The sequence below is a fragment of the Streptomyces sp. NPDC004111 genome, from assembly GCF_042874215.1.
Lineage (GTDB): Bacteria > Actinomycetota > Actinomycetes > Streptomycetales > Streptomycetaceae > Streptomyces.
Genome location: NZ_JBIAMU010000021.1, coordinates 1 through 17,906, shown reverse-complemented (window position 1 = coordinate 17,906; position 17,906 = coordinate 1). Strand labels below are relative to the sequence as shown.

The following is a 17,906-nucleotide window of genomic DNA, read 5'->3' as shown; positions in this document are numbered from 1 at the left end:
CATTCCTGACCGAAATGATGCTGTCGCGGACCGTCCTGACGAAGTGCCCGAAATATGAGCGGCTTTGGCGTTAGCGTGACTGCTCATGGTCGAGGAGTGCGGGCTCAGGGGCGGATCCGAGCGCGAGTACGCCCGGTGGAACCTGACCTCGGGAACTCTGTGGGTGGGGCGGACCGGCGTCGCCGGAGTGGACGCCCAGGTCACCATCCGGGTGGCCGGTGAGCTGGACGTCGCCTCGGTGCCGGTGCTGGCCCGTGAGCTGCACCGGGCCGTGGACCGACCGGCCGGCCGCACCGTACTGGACCTGAGCCGGGTGACGTTCTGCGGGACCGAGGGGGTCGGCCTGCTGATCGACGCCCGGGTACGGGCCATGGCCGCGGGCGGTGACCTGACGGTGGCGCGGGCCCACAGCGCGGTGCTCCGTCCGCTCCAACTGTGCGGGGAGACGGGCGGCCTGAGGATCGCCGAGGAGGTGACGAGCGCGCCGCTGTCGGCGCACGAGCGTCGGCTGCGGCTGTCCTCGGTGTCGGCGGCACTGTCCGCGGCGTTCGGGATCACCGGGGCGCCGATGGGCAACGCCCAGTTGTACGAACCCGACGACGGGGTGCTGCGCATCGTGTCCCAACGGGGCTTCCACCACCCGTTCCTGAGCTTCTTCGAGTCCGTCGCCGACCGCGAGAGCGCCTGCGGAGCAGCCGCGCAGGACCGCAGCCCGGTGCTCGTCGACGAGGTGGCGGCCTCTCCGCTCTTCCTCGGCAACCCGGCGCTGGAGGTGCTGGAGGAGGCGGGGGTCGGCTCGGTGGTCTCGGTGCCGATCACCGCCCCGGACGGCACTCTGATCGGCGTGGTGTCCGTGCACCGCCCGCAGGCACGGAGCTGGACGGCCGAGGAGCGCCGCGCACTGACGGCGCTGGCGCGGGCCGCCCAGCACCGTTGAGGGGCGGAGCGGCGGGGGCCGTGCCGCACCGCGCGCCACGTCGGACGGCGAAGTGCGGCACGGCCCCGGGGCTTCGGGCCGGGAACGGCGTTCCGTGGCGCCGGAGTGCCCCGGTCCCCCGCGGTGGCTACTGCACGGCACCTTCCGGCAGGCAGACGTAGCCCGGACCCCACATGTTGGGCTCGACCCGGTCGGGCGGCAGGCAGCCGGTCCAGGCCTTGGCGTACTCCGGGTTGGTCAGGATGAGCTGCTGCTCCTCCGGGTCCGCCATCAGGAAACGTACGTAGGACTCGTCCGACATCACCACGGTGCCGGGCTTGGGGCAGTGGACGGCCGCGAGGGCCGGTGAGGCCACCGAGACGGCGCCGGCCGCGGCCAGCAGCAGCGCGGCGAGGGTGATTCGGGTGCGGGACATGGAGCCTCCGGAGAACGCCTGTGAAGGTGAAGAGCTGAACAAGAACGCATCCTGCAACGCTTCCGCGCCTTGGAAAGTCGCACGACACCCGTTTCGCCCAGTGCGGTCATATGTGCGGTACCCGCGCGGGGCCTGCCGACGGGAACACGCAGGTCGTCGGCAGGGCGGGGACATCCGGCGGCCGGAGCGCGCCCCGCTTCCCAACTCCCCTTCCTGCGCGGTCTCTTGACACCCAGGTTTCATGAGTTCTACGTTCCTCAGCACTTGAGAGCGCTCTCAACCACTGCTCTCCCCCTCCCCCACGATCGAGGTGCTGCTCATGCAACCCTCCCTCTCCAGATGCGCGGCGGTCACCCTGCTGGCCCTCGCCCTCAGCGCCGCAGGACCTGCCCCGGCCTTCGCCGCCACCGTCCCCGCCGGTGCGGGCAGTTACAGCGACGCCCGCCCGGCCGGCACCTCCGGCCCCACCACCAACACCGGACGTGCCGTCACTCCGAAGCTGACCGCGGCGGCCAAGGACCGGCCGGTGCCCACCAACGACTGGTGGTCCTCGCTCGCGTACCAGCGCTACGACGACAACCCGTACTCCACGCCGATGTACGGCCACCCGCTCACCTACCAGGCCAAGGCGTCCGGTCTGGAGGTCGGCTACCCGACCCAGCCCGCGATCGTCGGCGACGGACGGCAGTACGAGTTCGCCCACAAGGCCGACCTCACCGTGGGCCTCAGTGGCCTCAACTCCCCCGACGCCAAGGCCGACGACTGGTCCGACTGGACGGTCACCCCGTACTGGGCGGACGGCACGCGCACCTTCCGCGCCACCATCGGCCACGGCATGCCGTTCGTGTACGCGAAGGGTTCGGGCGGCGACGCCCGGGTGGTCACCGCGTCGGCGCCCACGGTCTTCGCCGACGACGGCAACGTCCTGGGGATCACCGTCGCCGGGCACCACTACGCCCTCTTCGCCCCGACCGGCAGCGACTGGAACGTCTCCGGTTCCACGATCACCGCCGGGCTCGGCGCGAAGGACTACTTCTCGCTCGCGGTCCTGCCCAGCACCGACGCCCTGGCGACCTACCGGAAGTACGCGTTCAGCTTCGTCACCGGCTCGAAGGTGGGCTGGCAGTCCTCGGGCGGGTCGGTCAAGGCGACGTACACCCTGACCACGGAGGCCAAGGAGGGCAGCGAGCGCGGCACCCTCCAGGCCCTGTACCGCCACCAGTGGCTGCACACCGGCGACCCGCTCACCCCGTACACCTACGTCTCGCCGCGCGGCACGATGAAGGTGCGCGAGTCGGCCTCCTTCACCACCAGTCAGCGCAACAGCGGTGTGCTGCCCGCGCTGCCCGCCTCCGACAGCGTCGACCGGGCCCGGCTCACCGGCTATCTGAACGAGGTCGCCAACGCGGCCGACCCGTTCTCCGGCGCGAGCGACACCTACTGGACCGGCAAGGCGCTCGGCCGTCTCGCCCAGCTCGCCCCCGTGGCCGACCAGATCGGCCAGACGGCGGTGCGGGACAAACTGGTGGGGCTGCTGAAGGGGCGGCTCCAGGAGTGGTTCACGGCCGGCGGGGCGAGCGAGTTCAGCTACGACCGCGACTGGAAGACCCTCACCGGCTATCCCGCCTCCTACGGCAGCGACACCGAGCTGAACGACCATCACTTCCACTACGGCTACTACGTCTACGCGGCGGCCATCGTCGCCCAGTACGACCCCGCCTGGGCGGCCGACTCCGCGTGGGGCGCCATGGTCAAGCAGCTGGTGCGCGACACCGCCAACCCCAGCCGCACCGACACCGCCTACCCGTTCCTGCGCGGCTTCGACGTCTACGCGGGCCACAGCTGGGCCTCCGGGCACCAGGGCTTCGCGGCCGGGAACAACCAGGAGTCCTCGTCCGAGTCGGTCAACCTGAGCGCGGCGCTCGTCCTGTGGGGCTCGGCAACCGGTGACAACTCCCTTCGGGATCTGGGCAGTTACCTGCTGACGACGGAGTCCGAGGCGATCACGCAGTACTGGTTCGACGCCTCCCAGCAGGTGTTCCCGGCGTCCTTCGGCCACGACACGGTCGGCATGGTGTGGGGCAGCGGCGGCGCGTACTCCACCTGGTGGACCGCAAACCCGGAGGAGATCCACGGCATCAACGTGCTCCCGGTGACCGGGGGTTCCCTGCATCTGGCCCGTGAACAGGCGGCCATCAAGCGCAACATCGCCGAGATGGAGCGGGAGAACGGCGGCCCGGCCGTCGAATGGCGCGATCTGCTCTGGGAGTTCGAGTCACTGGCCGATCCGGCCTCGGCGTACGCCAAGTGGAACGCCTCGGGCGGCAACTACACCCCGGAGCAGGGCGAGTCGAAGGCACACACCTACCACTGGCTGCGCACCCTCGACGCCGTCGGCGCCCCCGACATGTCGGTCAGCGGCGACCTCCCCACCTCCGCCGTCTTCAGCAAGAACGGCACCCGCACCTACACCGCCCACAACCACGGCACGACCGCCCGGACGGTCACCTTCTCCGACGGCCGCACGCTGTCCGTGCCGCCCCGCTCGACGGCCACGGCCACCGGGCCCGGCACGGGCGGCCCCGAGGAGCCGGGGCCGTCAACCGGCAACACCTTCCGGCTGAAGTCCGGCGGTGTGCTCACCACGGTCCAGAGCGACGCGCCGGGCACCGACACCCTCGCCTCGGCGGACGGCGTGAACCGGGACGGCACCCCGTACCGGCCGACCTCGTACCAGGTCGCGAAGGTGACGGGCAAGCTGACCGCAGGGGCGGCCACCGCGTTCCGGTTGCGGGTGGACGCGGGAACGTCGGTCGGGCTCGCCCCGCAGGTGAGGGTCAGTTACGACCTGACGGGGGACGGCACCTTCGACCGTACGGAGACCTTCCGCTACTTCGCGACCGACCCCGTCCAGGGGTGGGAGGAGTACACGCAGGCGACAGGCGTCCGCTCCACCACCGGCACCGCGGGCGACCTCGTAGGCGGCACGGTGCGGCTGGAGATCTGGAACGCGCTCGGCAACGCCACCTCCCAGGTGCAGACCGGCACCGCGGGTGCGGTGCTGACCATTCCGTACGGCTGAGAGACGCCCGGGGGCCCGCTGCTGCGGGCCCCCGGCGCGGTGCGCCGGGTCCCTGCCGTCAGGCGGAGGCCCTGCGCACCAGCACCGTCGGTGTGACCACGGACTCGGGCGCCCCGCCGTCCGCGCCGCCCCGGGCCAGCGCCCGCAGCAGCAGCCGGGCCATCGTCCGGCCCTGGCCCTCGACGTCCTGGTTCACCGTGGTCAGCGGAGGCACCGTCGCCTCGGCCACCGGGACCGTGTCGTCGAACCCGACGACCGCGATCCGCCCCGGCACCTCGATGCCCCGCTCCCGCAGCACCCGCAGCGCGCCCGAGGCCATCAGGTCGTTGGCGGCGAACACCGCGTCCGGCCCCGGCCCGCGCTCCAGCAGCCGGGCCATCGCGCGCGCCCCGCTCTCCGGTGTGAAGTCGCCCCGCTCCAGGAGGTCCGGGTCGGCGGCGGGCAGGACGTCCCGGTAGCCGAGGAGGCGGTCCACCGCGGACGTCTGGTCGGCCGGCCCGGAGATGTGCGCGATCCGCGTCCGCCCCAGGGCCAGCAGGTGCCGTACGGCGGTCTGCGCACCGCCCCGGTTGTCCGCGTCCACGAACAGCACCGGCTGTCCGGGCGGCCGGGCGGGGGTGTGCGGACGGCCGCCGTAGACGGCGGGGATGCCGGCCCTGCGGGTGATCTCGGGCAGCGGGTCGTCCGTGTGCAGCGAGAACGCGAGGACCCCGTCCACGTGCCCGCCCGACAGGTACCGGGCGATCCGCTCGGCGTCCTCGGGCCCGTCCATCAGCAGGAGCACCAACTGGTAGTCCCGGGCGGTGAGTTCCCTGCTGATGCCGCGGATCTGCCGGGAGAAGAAGGGGTCGGAGAAGATCCGGGTCTCCGGCTCGGCGATGACGACGGCCACCGCGCCGGTCCGGCGGGTCACCAGGGTGCGGGCCGCGTGGTTGGGCACGTACCCGAGTTCCTCGACCGCCCGGCGGACCTTGTCCGCCATCGGACCGCGCACGCCCGCCCCGCCGTTGACGACCCGGGACACCGTCGCGCGCGAGACCCCCGCGCGCGCCGCGACCGCTTCCAGGGTGGGCCGGGGGCCGGGGATACCGTCGGGCACTGCGGGCCCTCCTCGTCGACGCGGGACGTTTCCCGCGGTGCGGGTGGGTGTGGTCGCCTCCGTGAGCACGTCACGGGGCCGCACCCAGCCTAATGCGGCCGGATCGGCGGCACTTCGGGTTCCGGCGGAGTCCGGCGGGCTCGCGGGCCGGCCGGGCTCAGGGGCGCCGCGTCCGGCGGGCTCGATGGCAGGCCGGACTCAGGGGCGCTGCGTCCGGCGGCGGCGCCGGATGGCCGCGCGCTCCTGCTCGCTCGTGCCGCCCCACACGCCGGCCGGCCGCCCGATCTCCAGGGCCCACCGCAGGCATTGGCGGCGCACCCGGCACCGGCCGCACACCTCCTTGGCGCGCTGTGTCTGTACGGCGCCGGGGCCCAGGCCGCTCACCGGGAAGAACAGCTCGGGGTCCACCTCCGTGCATGCCGCGTCCTGCCTCCACCTCTCCATGACCGCCCTCTTGTTCCCGCGTTCCCAACTGCCTCTGCCAGGGGCCGAGTGACCAGCGGGGCGGATCGCAAACCGGGCCGGCACACGCTGCGGGCGGTGCGGTGCCGGGCCGGCGGGCAGCCGGTCATGGGCAGGCAAAACCGGGTCGAGTGGTCCAGTCCACCCGCCGTTCAACCCCGCAGCGAGCGGGCGTCCTTCGCGAAAATTGGTCTAGTCCGGGATTGGTCCAGGCCATTGACGCGCTCATGACGGCGGGGCTATTCCCTTCTCACTGCCGCCGCACCACAGGGAGACGGCAGTCGTCCCCCACTCCTTGGACTGACATGAGAAGCATGCGCCCCGTCCGCGCCCTCCTCACCGCCGCCGCCCTCACGCTCGCCGCAGCCGGCCTCACCGCCACCGCACCGGCCGCCGCGGCCGGCACCGGTGCCACCGCCCAGGCCGCCGCCACTCCGCTGCCCGCCCGCGTGTTCGCCCCGTACTTCGAGTCCTGGACCGGCGAGAGCCCGGCCGCGCTGTCCGCCCAGTCCGGTGCCAAGCACCTGACCATGGCGTTCATCCAGACCGCTACGGCCGGGTCCTGCACCCCGTACTGGAACGGCAACAGCTCGACGCCGATCGCCGCGTCCTCCTTCGGCAACGACATCAAGGCCATCCAGGCGGCCGGCGGCGACGTCATCCCCTCCTTCGGCGGGTACACCGCGGACACCACCGGCACCGAGATCGCCGACAGCTGCACCGACGTCAACCAGATCGCGGCGGTGTACGAGAAGGTCATCACCACCTACGACGTCCCCCGCCTCGACATGGACATCGAGGTCGACTCCCTCGACAACGCGGCCGGCATCGACAGACGCAACAAGGCCATCAAGATCGTCCAGGACTGGGCCGCCGCGAACGGGCGCAAGGTCGAGTTCTCGTACACGCTCCCCACCACGACCAAGGGCCTCGCGGCGAGCGGACTCGCCGTCCTGAAGAACGCGGTGACCAACGGCGCCCGAGTCGACGTCGCGAACCTCATGACGTTCGACTACTACGACAACGCCGCGCACGACATGGCCAAGGACACCGAGACCGCAGCGCAGGGCCTGTACAACCAGCTCGCCAAGCTCTACCCCGCCAAGACCCCCGCCCAGCTCTGGGGAATGATCGGCGTCACCGAGATGCCGGGCGTCGACGACTTCGGACCGGCCGAGACCTTCACCCTGGCCAACGCCACCCAGGTCTACAACTGGGCCGTCGCCAAGGGCATCAACACCCTCTCCTTCTGGGCGCTGCAACGCGACAACGGCGGCTGCCCCGGCGGCCCCGCCGCCGACAACTGCTCCGGAATCCCGCAGAACACCTGGGACTTCACCCGCATCTTCGCGCCCTTCACCAGCGGATCGACCGCCCCCACCGACGACTTCTCGGTGACCGCGACGCCCGCCAACGGGTTGGTGGCGGCCGGCGGTTCGACCACCTCGACGGTGAAGACCCAGGTGACTGCCGGCCAGGCCAAGACGGTGAACCTGAGCGTCAGCGGCGCCCCCTCGGGGGTCACCGCCACCCTCAGCCCCGCCTCGGTGACCGCGGGCGGGTCCTCGACGCTGACCGTGAACACCACCGCGGCCACCGTCTCGGGCACCTACACCCTGAACATCACCGGCGCGAGCCCGTCGGCGCTGCACTCCACGCCGTACGTCCTGACCGTCACCGGGGGTGTCCCCCAGTGCACGGCCGCCCCGTGGGCGAAGGCGACCGTCTACACCGGCGGCCAGCAGGTCTCGCACAAGGGCCACAACTGGAAGGCCAAGTGGTGGACCACCGGCGAGGAGCCCGGCACCACGGGCGAGTGGGGCGTGTGGCAGGACCTCGGCGCCTGCTGAGCGGCTCCCCGGCGCACGGGCTGAGCAACGCCTCCCCCGCCCACGGGCTCAGCAACGCCTCCCCGCCGTACGAACGCACCAACGCCTCCCCGGCGCCCGAGCGACTCAACGCCCCGTCCCGGTAGGGCAGTTCATTCGCGAGCCGGTCCGAGCACCCGGCGCACCGCACCGCGCAGCCAGTGATGGGCTCCGTCCGCGGTGTGCCGGGGGTGCCAGGCCATGCCGATCGTCACCGGTGGCAGCTGCAACGGAATCTCCAGCAGGCGCAGTCCCAGCCCGTGCGCCGCGTCGGTGAGCGGCGAAGGCGGCTCTCCGGGCAGCGCGGTCGGCACCAGACAGACCACGTCACCGGCCGCCGCCAGTGCCATCGCCGCCAGATGTCCGGGCAGGACGGCACTGACCCGACGGCTGAGTCCCCGCTCGGCCAGGGCCTCGTCCAAGGGTCCCGCGAAGCGTCCCCGGCGGCTGACCACCACGTGCTCGGCCGCGGCCAGTCCCGCCGCGGTCAGGGGGCCTTCGGCGAGCGGGTGCCCGGCCCTGACCCCGGCCGCCATCCGCAGGGTGACCAGCTCCTCCACCCGGGTCTCCGGGTCGACGTGGTCGATGGCCCCGATCTCCAGCTCGATCCGCCCCTCGCGCAGCGCCGGGCCCGCCTCCCACTCCTCGGCCAGCACCCGCAGCGAGACGCCGGGGGCCTGGCGGCGGGCCAGTGCGAGCAGGCCGGGCGCCAGCGCGGCGCCGACCAGGTCCGCGGCCTGGACGGTGAACGTGCGCCGCAGCGCGGCGGGGTCGATGCCGCTGCTCGGGGTGAGCAGCGACTCCAGCCGGCGCACCACCGCCGCGGCCTCGTCCCGCAGTTCCTCGGCGCGGGGCGTGGGAACCATCGCCTGTCCCGCCCGCACCAGCAGCGGGTCCTGGAGCACCCGGCGCAGCCGGGCCAGGGTGCGGCTCATCGCCGCGGGCGAGGTGCGCAGACGCGCGGCGGCGCGGGTGACGCTCTGCTCGGCCAGCAGGGCGTCCAGGGCGACCGCCAGATTCGCGTCGAGGTTCGGAGAAGAGCTGCTCACCGGCACAATTCCGTTTCTGGCAATGATTGGTTGCTGAAGTTCCCATTGTGGCAATGCCGGTCGGCTCCGCACGATGAGGAGGCGTACTGATCCAAGAGAGACCGCGAGGTTTTCATGATCGTCATTACTGCCCCCACCGGGAACATCGGCAGCCGGCTGCTGTCGCTGCTGGTCGAGGACGCGCCCGCGCACGGAGAGGAGGTGCGGGTGGTGGTCCGTGATCCGGCCCGGCTGCCCGAGTCCGTGCGCGGGCGGGTCGAGGTGGTGACCGGCTCGCACGGCGACGCCGCTACCGTCGAGCGCGCGTTCGCCGGGGCCGACGCGGTGTTCTGGCTGGTTCCGCCGGACGCGCGGCGCACTCCCGAGGAGGCGTACAGCGGCTTCTCCCGCCCGGCCGTGCGGGCGTTCGCCGCCCACGGCGTCGGCCGTGTCGTCGGCGTCTCGGCGCTCGGCCGCGGCACCCCGCAGGCCGGCCGGGCGGGGCTGGTCACCGCCTCCCTCGCCATGGACGACCTGATCGCGGGCTCCGGCGTCGCCTACCGGGCCCTGGCCAACCCGTCCTTCTTCGAGAACCTGCTGGAGGAGGCCGACTCGATCCGCGAGCACGGTGTCTTCACCGACACCGCGGACCCGGACCGCAAGGCCCCCATGGCGGCCGTCGCCGACATCGCCGCCACCGCGGCGGACCTGCTGCTGGACCGTTCCTGGACCGGTGTCGGCAGCGTGCCGGTGCTCGGCCCGCAGGACCTGTCGCCGAACGACCTGGCCCGCATCATGACCGAGGAACTGGGCCGCCCCGTCCGCTACGTACGCCAACCGCTCGACGAACTGCGGTCGGCCATGCTCGGCCACGGCCTCCACGCGGAGTTCGTGGAGGCCATGGTCGACATGAAGCGCGCCAAGGACGAGGGCCTGGACTCGGGTGTGGAGCGCTCGCCGGGGTCGCGGCCGGCCACCGGTTTCGCGCAGTGGTGCGCGCAGACCCTCGGGCCCGCCGTCCGCACCGCACCGGAGGCAGCCGATGCCCGCTGACCGCACAGGACCGGCACCCACCGGCCGCGCCGAGCCGCCCCACTCCGAGCACACCGGTCCGCTGCCCGCGCACCGGACCGGGTCGGCCCAGGCCGAAGCCGAGGCCCAAGCCCAGGCCCGGGACCAAGCCCAAGCCCAAGCCCAGGCCCAGGCCCAGGCCCAAACCCACCGCACGGAACCACCGGTGACCGCGTTCATGCTGGTCAAGACCACGCCCGAGTGGCTGGCGCTGACCGTCGCCGAGCGCGTCGAGGCCTTCACCACCCAGGTCGTCCCGGTGATCGAGGCCCGCACCCGCGGCGTCCGCTCGCGCTTCTACGACACGGAGTTCTACTCGGCGCGGGTCACCGACGTCTGGGTCTGGGAGGCGGACGACCACGAGGCCTACCGGCTGCTGATCGACGCACTGCGCGAAACCCCCTTCTGGGACCGCTACTTCGACGTCGTGGACCTGCTGGTGGGCACCGAGAACGGCTACGCCCGTACGTACGGGCTGGAGCCGGTGGCCACTCTCGCCACGTGACGGTGCCGGGCGGACGGCTCAGTCGGTCCGCCCGGCACCGGTGAAGAAGTCGATCACTTGACGCGACGTCGGGTTGTGGGCGGCAGCCGCTGCCGCCTCGACACCGCGCGGGAACAGCCCTCGCTCGTACGTGGCGAGGGCTTTCTCGATGTCGTCGGGGTGGGCCGCGACGGCCCTGCCGAGTTCGGCGCCGTCGAGCATGGCCACATTGGCGCCCTCGCCGTTGGGGGTCGAGAGGTGCGCGGCGTCGCCGACGAGGGTCACTCCCGGCACCCGCTCCCAGCGGTGCTCCGCCGGGAGCACGTACAGCGGGCGCAGCACCGGAGCGGCCCGGCCGGCCGTGAGGAGCGCGGTCAGTTCCGGCGCCCAGTCCGCGAACTCCGCCGCGATCCGCGCGCCGACCGCGGCGCCGTCGCTGAAGTCCTGCGCCTCGAACCACTCCTGTGGGTGTGTCAGCGTGGCGTAGTTGCGCAGCACCCCGCCCCGCTCCCGGTGCGCCACGAACCACTTGCCGCTGACCGCCGGGTCGAGCGCCACGAGGGTTCCGGCGCCGACCGCCCTCGCCGTGGCCGGATGCCGGAGGTCGGCGTCGTCCAGGACGGTCTCGACGACGGACCGGCCGACGTACCGGGGCACGGTGCGCGAGAGCAACGGCCGCACCCGCGACCACGCACCGTCCGCGCCGACCAGCAGACCGGTGACCTCGGTGCGGCCGTTGGCGAAGCTCACCTGGTACCGGCCGTCCCCGATCCCGCCTCCGCCGCCCCTGTTGTCCCCGCCGCCCCCCAGAGCCCGGACGCCGGTGACCTTGTGCCCCCATCGGACGGTGCCGGCGAGCAGCGACTCCCGCAGCATCCGCCGGAGTTCGCCGCGCTGCACCTCGGGGCTCGTACCGGTGCCGTCGTCGTCCTTCTCGTACAGGACGGTCCCGTCCCGGGAGAGGAGCCGTGTCGCCTGGCGGCCCGGCAGTACCAGGGGACGGAACTCGTCCGTCAAGTCAGCAGCTTCCAGAGCCAGTTGGCCGTTGCGCTCATGGATGTCGAGCATGCCGCCCTGGGCGCGGGCGGTGGGGGACGCCTCCGCCTCGTAGACCGTGGCCGCGATGCCGTGGAGGTGCAGGACCCGGGCCAGTACGAGGCCTCCGAGTCCGGCACCGATGATCGTTACCGGGGTTTGCATGGGTCTCCTTGTGTCCGAGCGGGGCCGGACGGAATCCGGCTCCTGCGGGCTCTTTCACGGGACGTCGGCGGCCCGGCCGGACGGTGGGCCGCCCGGACCGCGCACAGGGGGAGCGGGCGGACCGGGCGGGGGGGGGGGGGGGGGCGGGGGGGGGGGGCCCCGCCCCCCCCCCCGCGGCCGCCCCCCCCCGGGCCCGCCCCCCCCCCCCCCCCCCGCCCGCCGGGGGGCGCCCGCGGGGGGGGTGGTGGGGGGGCTGGGGGGCGGGGGGGGGGGGGCCCCAGGCGCCCCCCCCCCGCCGCCCCCCGGGCCCCCCCGCCCCCCCCCCGCCCGGGTCAGACGACGATCACCCGGCGCCCGCGCGTGTGACCGGCCCGGCTGTCGATGTGGGCGGACGCGGCCTCGGCGAGCGCGTACGACCGCTCGACCGGGATGTGGAGCCTGCCCCGGGCGAGCAGGTCGGAGGCCTCGGCGAGCGCCCGGGGGACGTCCCCGGTCACACCGGAGAACCGGACGCCGAACTGCGGGGCGGTGAGGTCGGCGATGGTCACGACGCGCCCCGGATCCCCGGTGAGTTCGACGAGTTCGCCCAGTACGCCCGCGCCGGCCAGGTCGAGGGCCGCGTCGACCCGGCCGATCCGCCGCACCCGCTCGGCCCAGCCCTCGCCGTACGTGGTGGCGACGGCTCCCAGGCCGCGCAGATAGTCCTGGTTCGCGGCCCCGGCCGTGCCGATCACCGCGATGCCGCGGTCGCGGGCGATCTGCAGCACCGCCGACCCGACTCCCCCGGACGCCCCGCTGACCAGCAGCGTCTGGCCGGGCCGCACACCGCTCTCGCCCACGATGCGCAGCGCGGTCTCCACCACGGAGGGGTATCCGGCCGCCTCCTCGAAGGACAGCCCCGGGGGCATCGGGGCCCATGCCGCGAGTACGGCGAATTCGGCGTAGGTGTTCGTGCCCCGCCCGAACACCCGGTCGCCGACCGCGACCCCGGTGACGTCCGGGCCGACCTCGTCGACCACGCCCGAGGCGTCCTGCCCGATGCCGCTGGGCAGTTCGACCGGCCGGGTCGTACGGAACTGGCCCTCGCGGATCCGCCAGTCCACGGGGTTCACGCCGGCCGCGCGCACGGCGACACGTATGCGGCCCGGTCCCGCGTGGGGCTCCTCGGCCTCGGTGAGGTGCAGGACGTCGGGGCCGCCGTACGCGGCGAAGCTCACTCTCTTCATGCGCCGACCGTAACACTAACGGTTAGTTTTTTGGAACGGATACGGATTCGTATTTGCTAGCTTGAGTCCATGACCGAACCCATCGGACGCCGTGAGCGCAAGAAGGCCGCGACCCGCCAGAAGATCGCCGACGCGGCCCTGCGGCTCTTCCTGGAGCGCGGGTACGACGCGGTGGGCATCCGTGACGTGGCCGCCGAGGCGGACGTGGCCGTCACCACGCTGTTCTCGCACTTCGCCTCGAAGGAGGCCCTGATCTTCGAGCAGGACCAGGACTTCGAGCACCGCCTCGTCCGGGCGGTCGAGGGCCGCGCACCGCACGAACCCCTCGTCCCCGCACTGCGGCACGAGGTCCGGGCCCTGGTGCGGCACTGCACGGGGGACGACGCCGCTCCGGTCCGGCAGATGATCGACGAGTCGCCCGCCCTGCGGCGGTACGAGGACTCGATGATGCTGCGTCACACGGATTCGCTGGCCACGGCCATCGCCGCCGCTCCCGGCCCGCCCCTGACCCCGACGACCTGCCGGACGATCGCCCGGTTCGTGATCGACTCCTATGCGCTGGCCCGCGAGGAACCGGAGCCGCTGGCCGCGGTGGACGAGATCTTCCGCATGATCGAGGCGGCCTGGGACGCCGCCCAACGCGTACCCGACACGGCCACGCCCGCCTAGAGCGCAGGCACGGGGCGTCGGCCCGGACCGGGTCCCTCCGGTCGGCCGTGAACGCGCATCGCAGGAGACGCCGGCACGCCTCCCGGATGCGCCGCAACCGCCGCGTGTACGTCAAGAGCCGCGGGACTGGCTGGCGCGAGAGGGCCGGGAGATGCGCGGATTGTCGTATGTGCGGCCTTCGCCGAAGCGGGATGCTGGTGGGGGGTCCGGTGCGGACGGCCGGTATCGGGTACGGGTGATCGGTGTTCGGGGGTGGCGGCATGTGGCTGCACGGTGAGCAGGGGATGGCGTTGCTGGTCGAGGACGACCAGGAAGTGACGCTCAGCGGTGACGACCCGCAGGCGGGAACCGTGCTGCTGCGGCCCGTCACGACGGCGGCACTGCTCGCCGCGTGCGGGTTCACCGAAGGGCCGGGCGCCGTACGGCTGTCGGACCCGGCGGCGTTCGAGCCGGTGCAGCGGGACGAACGGTGGGTGCGGGTCGACGAGTTGGACCAGGACGGCCGGATCGGCGGACACACCCCGCTCTTCCTGCGCCAAGTGCTGGCCTCGCTGGACCCGCGGCAGCCGGTGCCGCCGACGGTGACGTGGCGGCAGGACGACTCCCCCTCGTGCCGGTGCGGGTGCGGGCGTCACGCGGCCGGGGCGGCGGACATCGCGGAAGCACAGGTCCCGGCCGCTGCGGTGCGTACGGAGGTGACGGTGGAGGTGCCGCGGTTCCTGCGCGCCGGAACCGCCGTCATCATGCCCAAGGTCGTCCCGGACATCGTGGTCGGTGTCGGCGCGACGCTCACCATCGCCGCGAACGTGCCGCATCTGCTGATCGGGAACCTGCTCTGCTATCGCAGGTCGCGGATCCGCCAGGAGAGCCAGCACCTGTCGGTGGACGCGACGGGCACCGTGCAGGGCAGCATCCCCGAGTACGTGCACCAGGTCGTCGGGGACCGGCTGGAGCTGAACCTGGACCGGCTGCGCGAACTCCCGCGCCTGCCCGTCTGACGAAGTGTTCGGCCGCCCGGCCGGAACTCCCGGCGGCGGCAACGGCGTTACCGAACGAGGACGACATGCCAGACAACATCGGTACCACCTGGGACCTCACCGGCGCCGACGGCTCGGCGGGCAAGGACGGGGACGCGGGGGCGGACATGCCCGAGTCGGCCAACGGCCGGGAGGCGGACTGCGGATGGTTCGTCATGCCGGACGGCCGGCCCACGGACGGGCAGGCCGGACTCCCCGGCGGGGACGGCCGCCACGGCGAGCCGGGAGGTCCGGGCAAACCGGGCCGGACGCTGGTGCTGACCATCTCCACCTTCGAGGGCGGTGTCGCCTTCGACGGCCGCGGCGGGAACGGCGGACGTGGCGGCAGCGGAGGCCACGGCGGTACGGGCGGCAAGGGTGGCAAGGGCGGCGACGGCAGCGGCTGCGAGGACGCGGCCCGCGGCGGCCGGGGCGGGAACGGCGGCGACGGCGGGAACGGCGGACGCGGCGGTGACGGCGGGAACGGTGGCCTGATCATCGTCTACTACAAGAACTACAACCTCGCCGTGACCACCGCCGCATGGCAGCACGGCGGCGGCGGCCCCCGCGGCGAGGGCGGCGAGCGCGGCCGGCCCGGCCAGGGCGGCAGCGGAGGCAGCAGCGGCGGTACGAACTGGCTGGGCTCCGCACACAACAACGGGGACAACGGCGACAACGGGACGATCGGCAACCGCGGCGCGGACGGAACCCCCGGGCGCGACGGCACCGACGGCGTGTTCAAGCTGCTGCCCATGACCTGACCGCGCGGCACCGGAGGGGCCGGGACGTCCGCGCCCGGCGAGCCCCGCGACGATCACCGAGGCCGTCCGCCGTGCCGTGCGCTCCGGCGCACGGAATTGCTTATGGTGACCCTTGAATCCGCGATTCGCGGTGCGACCGCATTGCACCCCGCTCTGCTCGCCGCATTGTCCGCCGCGCGAATTCCGCCGCCACCGGCCGGCCGACGCGCAAAGGGCCGGCGCAGCAAGGAGGAAAGGGAAAGCCATGCAGGGCAGTCAGGTACACGTGGCCCGGGAATGGGATCGGCTGGACGAAGTGGTTGTCGGGATCACCGCGGATTTCCGGTTTCCCGAGCAGCCGGAAAAGCTTCAGGAATCCCTCAGGTTCGCACCCGCCGCAATGCGCGAACGCATGCCGCAACTGGCCGGAAAACTCTGGTCGGACGGCGACCCGGAGGGGTTCGCGCGCTGTGCCGAGCAAATGGACGCGCTGGCCGCATTCCTCGAAGCGCGCGGAATCACCGTGCACCGCCCCCGGCAGCTGAGCGACACCGAGCGGGCGGTGCACAGCGAGCTGTCGTCCTTCACCTTGCAGCAGTTCGTGCGCGACCCGATCCTCGTCATCGGCGACCACGTCGTCGAATCCGCCATGCGTGCGCCCTACCGGGTCAAGGAGCGCTACGGCCTGCGCCCGCTGATCGGCGACCTGGTGGCCCGCGGCGCCCGGCACGTGGCGGTGCCGCCGGGCCTCCCCGTTCCGCACCAGGACATCGCCCGCGCCCCCGGCCCCTTCCTCGAAGGGGGCGACGTCCTGCTCTTCGGCTCCGACATCCTGGTGGGCGTCGGCGAGGGCGGTTTCGCCTCGGACCTCGCGGGGGCCCGGTGGCTGGGACGGTACCTCGAACGGTCCCACCGGGTGCACCCCGTCCGGCTGCACCCCCGGGTGCTCCACCTCGACGACGGTCTGTCGGCGGTGCGCGAGGGGCTCGCCGTCGTCGCCCGCGAACAGTTCGTCGACGGCATCCCGCCGCTCCTGGCCGACTGGGACCTGATCGAGGTCTCCCTCGACGACGCGCTGGAGCTGCTCGGTGCGAACATGCTGGTGCTCGGCCCGGGAGAGGTGGTCGTCGACAGCCGGATGACCGGGCTCGCCGAGGAACTCACCCGGCACGGGGTCACCGTCCACACCCGGGACTACGACGCCGTGACGCCCTTCGCCGGCGGTTTCCGCTGCTCCCACCACCCGGTCCGGCGCGTCCCTGCCCCCTGACCGGGGGCCTGCCCGGCAACCGGGCCACGGCGGGGCGGCACGTCGGTCCGCCCCGCCCCGCCCGCCGCTTCTCCCGTGCCCTACCCCTCGCCGACCGGCGCGCCCACGTTCTCCCGGAAGCCGCCGACGACGTTGCCCGGCGGACCGTAGCTGCAGATGATGTACGTCTGGTACGACTCCGCGCCGACCGGACGTCCCGCCGCACGACCGCAGCCCAGCGTGCTGCTGGACTTCCACACGAGCTGGGTGAAGCTGCCGGTCCGGGGCGAGAAGCCGGGCTTGTTCCAGTCGTAGCCGCCGGAGAACCGGGTCTTGTACCAGTACCGGACTGCCTCCTCGCAGGAGCGCGGCATTTCCTCGTAGGAGGGCGCCCAGTAGCGGTTCTCCCCGAAGTCCTCGGACCCCGGCGGCAGGTCGAGCCCGTCCCTGGTGGAGGCGAGCTGCGCGCGGCGCACGGCGTGCGCGACGGCCGCCCGGTCCAGGACCAGCGGCCGGGCACCGTGCCGGGCGCGGTAGGAGTTGTGCACCGCGAGGCACTCGTCGTTGAACGCCGCGTCCGTGGTGTCGGGCAGCGGAGGGCGCTCCTGCGCCGCCCCGGCGGTACGTGACACCTGCGACGCCTGTACGGGCTGCACGGCGGCGGCCACGGCGAGCACCGCCGCCGCGCCCGCAAGAACGCCCGTGGTGAGCCGACCCATGTGATCTCCTCGTAGCTGTGCCCTCTGCGGCCGTACGGCCACCCGGCCGACCTAACCAAAGAGCCCGGCCGCACCCGTGCCGCCGCCCGCCGCGCCTCACACGTTCACCCGTTCGCCCCACCCGGCACCCCGGAAGCCCGGCACGTGTTCGACCGGAGCCGGGCGGTGGCCACGGGCGGCCCGTCGGCGCGCACCGGCCCGTGCCGGGCAGTGGGGTGAACGTGCATGTCCCCGTGGCGGGAAGGTCGTTGTCCCCGGCATGAAGAAGATCACCACTGCTGCCGTGCTCGCCCTCGCGAGCCTCGCCCTCGCCTCTCCCGCGCACGCCGACGACGACTCCAACTTCGGTCCCGGTGTCAACGCGGCCAACAACTGGAACTTCACCGCCGCCGCCGTGTGCCTCCAGGAACTCGCCGTGGTCCCCGTCGGCGGGGCCTGGGTGGGCGACACGGTCAACCACTGCGTCAACGGAAACGTGCTGAACCACAGTCACTGAGCCCGGCCCACTGCCCTGCCGGGGGGGGGGGGGGGGGGGCGGGGGGGGCCCCCCCCCCCCCCCCCGCCGCCGCGCGGGGGCGGCGCCCCGCGGGGGGGCGGGGGCGGGCCCCCCCCCCGCCCCCCGCCCGGGCGGCCCCGGGCGC

General features: G+C 73.3%; 16 protein-coding genes and 1 pseudogene. 10 read left to right on the top strand and 7 right to left on the bottom strand.

The window, feature by feature from the left end; all coding sequences use genetic code 11:
* Positions 1–85 precede the first annotated feature (85 nt).
* Positions 86–937 (top strand): GAF domain-containing protein, encoded by an 852-nt coding sequence (locus tag ACFYVL_RS34030; protein ID WP_389251858.1) that lies wholly within the window; start codon positions 86–88, stop codon positions 935–937.
* Between the two features lie 127 nt (positions 938–1,064).
* Here ACFYVL_RS34030 and ACFYVL_RS34025 read toward each other — a convergent pair whose 3' ends face one another.
* Complete coding sequence (locus tag ACFYVL_RS34025; RefSeq protein WP_389251856.1) at positions 1,065–1,352, bottom strand: hypothetical protein; 288 nt, start codon at positions 1,350–1,352, stop codon at positions 1,065–1,067.
* A gap of 319 nt (positions 1,353–1,671) precedes the next feature.
* Here ACFYVL_RS34025 and ACFYVL_RS34020 point away from each other — a divergent pair, with 319 nt between their 5' ends.
* Positions 1,672–4,434: a glycosyl hydrolase gene (locus ACFYVL_RS34020; RefSeq protein WP_389251854.1), complete on the top strand. Its 2,763-nt coding sequence runs from the start codon at positions 1,672–1,674 to the stop codon at positions 4,432–4,434.
* Positions 4,435–4,492: 58 nt separating this feature from the next.
* Here the strand turns inward: ACFYVL_RS34020 and ACFYVL_RS34015 are convergent, their stop codons facing one another.
* A complete protein-coding gene (locus ACFYVL_RS34015; RefSeq protein WP_389251852.1) occupies positions 4,493–5,533 on the bottom strand; it encodes a LacI family DNA-binding transcriptional regulator in 1,041 nt (346 codons plus the stop codon).
* 198 nt (positions 5,534–5,731) lie between these two features.
* The gene (locus ACFYVL_RS34010; RefSeq protein ID WP_389251850.1) at positions 5,732–5,977 is read right to left on the bottom strand and encodes a WhiB family transcriptional regulator; all 246 of its coding nucleotides are present in this window, start codon (positions 5,975–5,977) and stop codon (positions 5,732–5,734) included.
* A 323-nt stretch (positions 5,978–6,300) separates the two neighbouring features.
* Here ACFYVL_RS34010 and ACFYVL_RS34005 point away from each other — a divergent pair, with 323 nt between their 5' ends.
* The gene (locus ACFYVL_RS34005; protein WP_389251848.1) at positions 6,301–7,845 is read left to right on the top strand and encodes a glycosyl hydrolase family 18 protein; all 1,545 of its coding nucleotides are present in this window, start codon (positions 6,301–6,303) and stop codon (positions 7,843–7,845) included.
* 131 nt (positions 7,846–7,976) lie between these two features.
* Here the strand turns inward: ACFYVL_RS34005 and ACFYVL_RS34000 are convergent, their stop codons facing one another.
* A complete protein-coding gene (locus ACFYVL_RS34000; protein WP_389251846.1) occupies positions 7,977–8,912 on the bottom strand; it encodes a LysR family transcriptional regulator in 936 nt (311 codons plus the stop codon).
* Positions 8,913–9,026: 114 nt separating this feature from the next.
* On the opposite strand from ACFYVL_RS34000, the gene ACFYVL_RS33995 reads away from it, so the two are divergent.
* On the top strand, positions 9,027–9,944 hold the full coding sequence (locus ACFYVL_RS33995; protein WP_389251844.1) for an NAD(P)H-binding protein: 918 nt from the start codon (positions 9,027–9,029) through the stop codon (positions 9,942–9,944).
* A gap of 175 nt (positions 9,945–10,119) precedes the next feature.
* Positions 10,120–10,467, top strand: a pseudogene (locus ACFYVL_RS33990) (darcynin family protein); the annotation flags it as partial.
* A gap of 18 nt (positions 10,468–10,485) precedes the next feature.
* On the opposite strand, the gene ACFYVL_RS33985 reads toward ACFYVL_RS33990, so the two are convergent.
* Both ACFYVL_RS33985 and ACFYVL_RS33980 read right to left on the bottom strand, forming a co-directional pair.
* Positions 10,486–11,646 carry an FAD-dependent oxidoreductase gene (locus tag ACFYVL_RS33985; RefSeq protein ID WP_389251842.1) on the bottom strand — a complete coding sequence of 387 codons (1,161 nt, stop codon included), beginning with the start codon at positions 11,644–11,646 and terminating at the stop codon, positions 10,486–10,488.
* A 332-nt stretch (positions 11,647–11,978) separates the two neighbouring features.
* Positions 11,979–12,872 (bottom strand): NADP-dependent oxidoreductase, encoded by an 894-nt coding sequence (locus ACFYVL_RS33980; protein WP_389251840.1) that lies wholly within the window; start codon positions 12,870–12,872, stop codon positions 11,979–11,981.
* 69 nt (positions 12,873–12,941) lie between these two features.
* Here ACFYVL_RS33980 and ACFYVL_RS33975 point away from each other — a divergent pair, with 69 nt between their 5' ends.
* The 4 genes from ACFYVL_RS33975 to ACFYVL_RS33960 all read left to right on the top strand — a co-directional run bounded on the left by ACFYVL_RS33975 (position 12,942) and on the right by ACFYVL_RS33960 (position 16,567).
* A complete protein-coding gene (locus ACFYVL_RS33975; RefSeq protein WP_389251838.1) occupies positions 12,942–13,541 on the top strand; it encodes a TetR/AcrR family transcriptional regulator in 600 nt (199 codons plus the stop codon).
* A 260-nt stretch (positions 13,542–13,801) separates the two neighbouring features.
* Entirely contained in the window at positions 13,802–14,539 is a 738-nt protein-coding gene (locus ACFYVL_RS33970) for a hypothetical protein (RefSeq protein WP_389251836.1), read from the top strand.
* A 65-nt stretch (positions 14,540–14,604) separates the two neighbouring features.
* Positions 14,605–15,318: a hypothetical protein gene (locus ACFYVL_RS33965; protein WP_389251834.1), complete on the top strand. Its 714-nt coding sequence runs from the start codon at positions 14,605–14,607 to the stop codon at positions 15,316–15,318.
* Positions 15,319–15,697: 379 nt separating this feature from the next.
* The gene (locus ACFYVL_RS33960) at positions 15,698–16,567 is read left to right on the top strand and encodes a dimethylarginine dimethylaminohydrolase family protein (RefSeq protein ID WP_389251832.1); all 870 of its coding nucleotides are present in this window, start codon (positions 15,698–15,700) and stop codon (positions 16,565–16,567) included.
* 80 nt (positions 16,568–16,647) lie between these two features.
* Here ACFYVL_RS33960 and ACFYVL_RS33955 read toward each other — a convergent pair whose 3' ends face one another.
* Complete coding sequence (locus tag ACFYVL_RS33955) at positions 16,648–17,265, bottom strand: CAP family protein (protein WP_389251830.1); 618 nt, start codon at positions 17,263–17,265, stop codon at positions 16,648–16,650.
* Between the two features lie 259 nt (positions 17,266–17,524).
* On the opposite strand from ACFYVL_RS33955, the gene ACFYVL_RS33950 reads away from it, so the two are divergent.
* Positions 17,525–17,761 carry a hypothetical protein gene (locus ACFYVL_RS33950; RefSeq protein WP_389251828.1) on the top strand — a complete coding sequence of 79 codons (237 nt, stop codon included), beginning with the start codon at positions 17,525–17,527 and terminating at the stop codon, positions 17,759–17,761.
* Positions 17,762–17,906: the final 145 nt, after the last annotated feature.